Genomic DNA, 534 nt, shown 5'->3' on the forward strand with positions numbered 1-534 from the left:
GTTTCATAGACAGTAACAGTTAACCTATCTTTTGGTAGGTTAAACCATTCTTCACTGGTTAATAGCTCCCAAGCAAAATGTATTGCATCATGCTTAAAATAATCGCCAAAACTAAAGTTTCCTAGCATTTCAAAAAAAGTATGATGGCGAGCAGTATAACCAACATTGTCTAAATCATTATGTTTACCGCCAGCGCGGACACAACGTTGTGATGTTGTTGCTCTAGAATAAGAGCGTTTATCAATACCAAGAAAGACATCTTTAAATTGATTCATTCCAGCATTAGTAAATAATAGTGTTGGATCATTATGCGGGACAAGGGAACTACTTGTGACAACTTCATGTCCTTTGCCACGGAAAAAGTCAAGAAAATTTTGACGAATTTCTGCAGTGCTTTTCATTTATGCTTCCATATAAAACGATAGATTTTTAAACATAGTAATATACCCGCTACAACTAAAGTTGAAAAGTAAATATTCTTATATCGAAACGGATCTAACTAATATTACAAGTAAATAAGGGAAAACTAAAAAA

The 534-nt window shown here is 33.3% G+C and carries 1 protein-coding gene; it reads right to left on the reverse strand.

Going from position 1 to position 534, the window contains the following annotated elements:
* A partial coding sequence (locus tag A9G30_RS02230) for an alanine--tRNA ligase-related protein (RefSeq protein ID WP_255305723.1) occupies positions 1-401 on the reverse strand: 401 nt, incomplete at its 3' end.
* Between the last annotated feature and the right edge of the window lie 133 nt (positions 402-534).

Origin of the sequence: Gilliamella sp. Fer4-1, from assembly GCF_001690515.1 — a bacterium.
Lineage (GTDB): Bacteria > Pseudomonadota > Gammaproteobacteria > Enterobacterales > Orbaceae > Gilliamella > Gilliamella apicola_C.